This window comes from Pseudomonas ceruminis, assembly GCF_021602025.1.
Taxonomy (GTDB): Bacteria; Pseudomonadota; Gammaproteobacteria; order Pseudomonadales; family Pseudomonadaceae; genus Aquipseudomonas; species Aquipseudomonas ceruminis.
On the sequence record NZ_BQHW01000058.1, the window covers coordinates 1 to 4907 of the forward strand.

The 4907-nt window shown below is 56.9% G+C and carries 5 protein-coding genes and 1 pseudogene; 5 read left to right on the forward strand and 1 reads right to left on the reverse strand.

Going from position 1 to position 4907, the window contains the following annotated elements:
* Nucleotides 1-146 precede the first annotated feature (146 nt).
* Entirely contained in the window at nucleotides 147-569 is a 423-nt protein-coding gene (locus tag L6D80_RS29690; RefSeq protein WP_009682060.1) for a low affinity iron permease family protein, read from the reverse strand.
* A gap of 160 nt (nucleotides 570-729) precedes the next feature.
* Here L6D80_RS29690 and L6D80_RS29695 point away from each other — a divergent pair, with 160 nt between their 5' ends.
* The 5 genes and pseudogenes from L6D80_RS29695 to L6D80_RS29715 form a co-directional block, all read left to right on the forward strand.
* Nucleotides 730-2073: a cation:proton antiporter gene (locus L6D80_RS29695; protein ID WP_009682061.1), complete on the forward strand. Its 1344-nt coding sequence runs from the start codon at nucleotides 730-732 to the stop codon at nucleotides 2071-2073.
* Between the two features lie 179 nt (nucleotides 2074-2252).
* Nucleotides 2253-2576, forward strand: a complete 324-nt coding sequence (gene tnpA, locus L6D80_RS29700; RefSeq protein ID WP_009682062.1) for an IS66-like element accessory protein TnpA — start codon at nucleotides 2253-2255, stop codon at nucleotides 2574-2576.
* On the forward strand, nucleotides 2573-2908 hold the full coding sequence (gene tnpB / locus L6D80_RS29705) for an IS66 family insertion sequence element accessory protein TnpB (RefSeq protein ID WP_009682063.1): 336 nt from the start codon (nucleotides 2573-2575) through the stop codon (nucleotides 2906-2908). The genes tnpA and tnpB overlap by 4 nt, the downstream gene beginning before the upstream one ends.
* 61 nt (nucleotides 2909-2969) lie before the next feature.
* Nucleotides 2970-4505 (forward strand): IS66 family transposase, encoded by a 1536-nt coding sequence (tnpC, locus tag L6D80_RS29710; RefSeq protein ID WP_054903735.1) that lies wholly within the window; start codon nucleotides 2970-2972, stop codon nucleotides 4503-4505.
* A 277-nt stretch (nucleotides 4506-4782) separates the two neighbouring features.
* Nucleotides 4783-4907 (forward strand): annotated as a pseudogene (locus L6D80_RS29715) (IS5/IS1182 family transposase); the annotation flags it as partial.

Genomic DNA, 4907 nt, shown 5'->3' on the forward strand with positions numbered 1-4907 from the left:
CCGGCGTACTCGAAATCGGAAAAGCTCATCTGACTCATGGGAAGGAGGGCTTGTAGAGGGCTGTTGGACAGAGGGCTATTTCAGCACAGGTCAGATGGCCTGTGCTGACTTGTTCGGAGTTTCCTTAATCAATCAAACCCCCCAGGCTAGCGTTGCTGATCGATATTTACGCGCTGCTCTCCATCCTCAGGAGCGCTTGGCTCCTGCAAATCCGCTTGACCGCAATTTTCAGCCATCGCGCGGTATTCCCTGCGCAGCGCTCGAAGCTCTTTGCTGTCCATATCTTCCAAATCCAAGACAGAACGTTGAGCCGACTTGGTGGCTCGAATCAGCTCGTCCAGCTTCACGTGGATGATGTCGTTATCCCTGTTCTGCGTGTTCTGGATCAGAAACACCATCAGGAAAGTGACGATCGTCGTAGAGGTGTTGATGATGAGCTGCCAGGTGTCGTTGTAGTGGAACCAGGGCCCTGAGATAGCCCATAACCCAATGAGCACCACGGCGATCAAAAATGTACTTGGCTTCCCCGACCGGTTGGCGAGCCATTGGCAGAACTGCGCGAATTTCATGACTTTCTCCTAGGTGTACTAGAACGTAGGACCGTCGTGAGAGCCTGAAATCTTTTTTTACATTTGGTCGGCTAGACAAGTGACATCTGGAGACAGGCTGAACGAGCCGCTTCGGTACCCACTCGAACGCTCACCATCTGAGTTTCAAGGCGTTTGGGTAATGACCTTCATCGTTTGGTTCGCCATGCTGGGCGCAGTGCTCTTGGTCCTAGCCCTGTCATCGTCCTATCTTCGCTGGGCACCGGTTACCACCTCGGTGGTTTGTCTTGGCCTTGGCACCACGCTCGGTTCACCTGCTCTAGGGTTGCTACAGTTGGACCTCTCTAAATCGAGTGGTTGGCTGGAACACCTCACCGAAGTGGCCGTGCTGTTCTCTCTTTTCTTCAGCGGCCTCAAATTGCGTTTGCCACTTCGAAATCCCAGGTGGCGGACAGCGTTCTACCTTGCGGGCCCAGTGCTCGTGCTGTGCATAGGAGGTGTAAGCCTCCTGCTTCATTATGCACTCAACATGAGTTGGGGCGTTTCGGTGCTAATTGGCGCCATTCTCGCCCCCACAGATCCGGTGCTTGCAACCCTCGTGCAGGTGGTAGATGCCCAGGATGATGACCCTGTGCGCTTCGGTTTGTCGGGAGAGGCCGGGTTGAACGACGGTGTGGCCTTTCCCTTCGTAACGCTGGGGCTGCTGTTACAGCGAGATCCCGGGGAGCCGTGGTTCATCCATTGGGTCTTCGGGGATGTGCTATGGGCAGCCTCCGCCGGCGCATTGTGCGGGTATTGGATGGGAAGAGGCCTAGGCAAGCTGACCCTCTACTTGCGCTTGCGCAACGACGACAGCACTGTCTCGCCTAATGATTATCTTGCCCTCGCTCTCGTGGCGCTTGCTTATGTCATCACCGAGGCGATACAGGGTTATGGCTTCCTGGCCGTGTTCGCCGCGGGACTCGGGCTGCGGCAGGCCGAAGTGCTTACTGCTGCGAGTCCTTCAGATCCTGCGGCAGAACATCTGGTGCAGCCGGTGGTGGGTCACCAGCATGTGGCGCCAGAGCTGGCCGTTAAGGGGGATGTCGCAGAGCTCGACGACTCCCGCGTCGCGGCAGGGATCATGCTGGGTGATATGTTGGCGTTTGGCAGCCTGGTTGAGCGAGCAATGGAAGTCTTTCTGGTCACACTCTTGGGTGTGGTGCTGCTGGAGCACTGGGATTGGCAGGGGCTCATCGTAGCGGGCGCACTGTTCTGTATCATCCGACCACTCAGTGTTTTTCTCACCCCTTTGCGCCAAGGTTTGGATGCTCCGCAGCGAGGACTTCTGGGCTGGTTCGGTATCAAGGGAATCGGCAGCCTGTACTATCTCTTCTACGCGATAAATCACGGGCTTCCCCCAAATGCTGCAGCGCAGAGTAGCAACCTGGTTCTGTCAGTCGTTGCGCTGAGCATCTTGGTTCATGGTCTCTCTGTTCAATCTCTCCTGGCACGCTATCAGGCCCGGCGAAAGCGGACGCCTTGATCCTCGACAAAACCTTCTCCTAAAGGTCCAGGAACAGGACATTCTCGGCGGCTGAACTATGCTGGAGAGCTGCCCAAGTGTAAGCGGCCAGCAAACACACCTTCAGAATCTCAGCATTAAGGGCGATGGTGTCCACCTAAAAATACGTGGACACCATCGCCCTTATCGCAAGGATCACCATGCGCCAGCGCACCTCTTATCCAAAACCGTTCAAAGCCCAAGTCGTCCAGGAATGTCTTCAACCTGACGTATCGATAGCCAGCATCGCGCTGCGCCATGGCATCAACGCCAACCTGGTGCGCAAATGGATTCCGCTCTATCGTGACCGTCAACCTGACGCGCTACCGGCATTCGTGCCGCTGACGATGAAGCCCGAATCTGAGCCTGCACAACCCACACTGGCGCGCATCGAAATTCCGTTCAAACTACAAACAGTCACAGTGATCTGGCCCGCTGTCGATCCCGATGGCTGTGCGCGCTTCATTCGCGGTCTCGTCAAATGATTCGCATCGATACAATCTGGCTCGCCACCGAGCCCATGGACATGCGCGCCGGCACCGAAACGGCGTTGGCCCGCGTCGTCGCGGTCTTCGGTGCGGCGAAGCCGCACTGCGCTTATCTCTTTGCCAACCGCCGCGCCAACCGGATGAAGGTGCTAGTGCATGACGGCATTGGCGTGTGGTTGGCAGCACGCCGACTGAACCAAGGTAAATTCCACTGGCCGGGCGCTCGTCACGGCGCTCAAATGGAACTGGACAGCGAGCAAGTTCAGGCACTCATCGTCGGATTACCTTGGCAACGCATGGGTGCCAACAGCACCATCACACGGCTTTAGTACTGACTATTGGCATAACCGCCAATCGCCGCCAGTGTGTTGCTCTGGCATGATTGGCGGCATGACTTCTTTACCCGACCTCGACCAACTGACCCCTGCAGAGCTGCGCGCGTTGCTCGAGCAGACGCTGACATTGCAGTCTCAAGTCGAGACGATGAGTCGCAAGATCCAGAACGACAAGATCGTCATCGAGCAGCTCACTCATGAGATCGCTGTCCTCAAACGTCATAAGTACGCCAAACGCAGCGAACAGATCAGTCCAGAGCAAGGCCGCTTGCTCGATGATTTGCTCAGCACTGACCTTGAGGCCATCGAAGCCGAGCTGAACGCACTTCATCCCGACCCAGCCCCAAAAGAGCCAGGCCAGAAGCCCAAGCGCGCACCACTGCCTGCACAGCTTCCGCGCACCGTGATTCATCATGAACCCGACAACACCCAATGTGCGTGTGGCTGCGAGCTTCAGCGCATCGGTGAAGATGTCAGCGAAAAGCTCGATTACACGCCGGGCGTGTTCACGGTTGAGCAGCATGTACGTGGAAAGTGGGCCTGCCGAAGTTGCGAAACCCTGATACAGGCACCGGTTCCGGCGCAAGTCATCGACAAAGGCATCCCCACCGCAGGTCTGCTGGCCCATGTCATGGTGGCCAAGTTCGCTGACCACCTGCCGTTGTACCGGCAGGAAAAGATCTTTGGCCGCGCCGGCCTGGCGATTCCACGCTCGACACTGGCCCGGTGGGTCGGGCAAACCGGCGCGCAGCTTCAACCGCTTGTCGATGCCCTGCGTGAAGCGGTGCTGGCTCAACCAGTCATCCACGCCGATGAAACACCGGTTCAGATGTTGGCACCGGGTGAAAAGAAAACCCATCGAAGTTATGTGTGGGCCTATAGCAGCACTGCTTACGCAGAGCTTAAATCCGTGGTTTACGACTTCAGCCCGAGCCGTGCCGGCGAGCATGCGCGTAACTTCCTGGGCGACTGGCGCGGCAAGTTGGTGTGCGATGACTTTGCCGGCTACAAGGCCAGTTTCGAACAGGGCATCGTCGAGATTGGCTGCATGGCCCATGCGCGCCGTAAGTTCTTTGACTTGCATGCGGCGAACAAGAGCCAGTTGGCCGAGCAGGCCCTTCTGACAATCGGTGCGCTCTACGAGGTCGAACGGCAGGCCAAGGACATGAGCGAAGACGACCGTCGGCGAATACGTCAGCGAGATGCGGTTCCCATCGCTGAAAAACTGCATGACTGGATGCTGACCCAGCGCGAGCTGGTACCCGAAGGCTCGACCATCGCCAAAGCTCTGGATTACAGCTTGAAACGCTGGGTAGCGCTGACGCGCTACCTGGACGACGGCGCCTTGCCCATCGATAACAACCACGTCGAGAACCAAATACGACCGTGGGCACTTGGGCGTGCCAATTGGTTGTTCGCAGGATCACTGCGCAGTGGCAAGCGGGCGGCGGCGATCATGAGCCTGATTCAGTCGGCGCGCATGAATGGACATGATCCGTATGCCTATCTCAAGGACGTGTTGACGCGACTGCCAACACAGCGGGCTAGCGAGATTGAGGCTTTGCTGCCGCATCAATGGGAACCGGCCTGACTTACGCAAGGTGAGTTGGGCGGACGCTTACAAAAAAGCCGCCTGCAGGCAAGCGGCAACACCAAAGGGCAATGAAGGACACTCGGTTGGTACAAGGAGGGGTACCGCGCCTCGCTTCATTGAAAAACAAAGTAATGGAAAAACTAGCACTGGCAAAATCAAACACGCTGATAGTCACTATTAATAAACTCCTCAACATGTACGTTCAACATTGCTCTAAGAGGGTGTAGACAAAATAAAGTAAGCTGCTTGTCCCTTGCCTACGCAGCATTGAGCCATGCCTAAAACCGGACGCCCGCCCGTAATCGCTGCGGAGCATTACCCTCTGCTGACCAGGCTCGCTCATGCGCAACCCTATTCCAGCCAATCCGAACTGGCGCAGGCATTCCATGCTGAAACGGG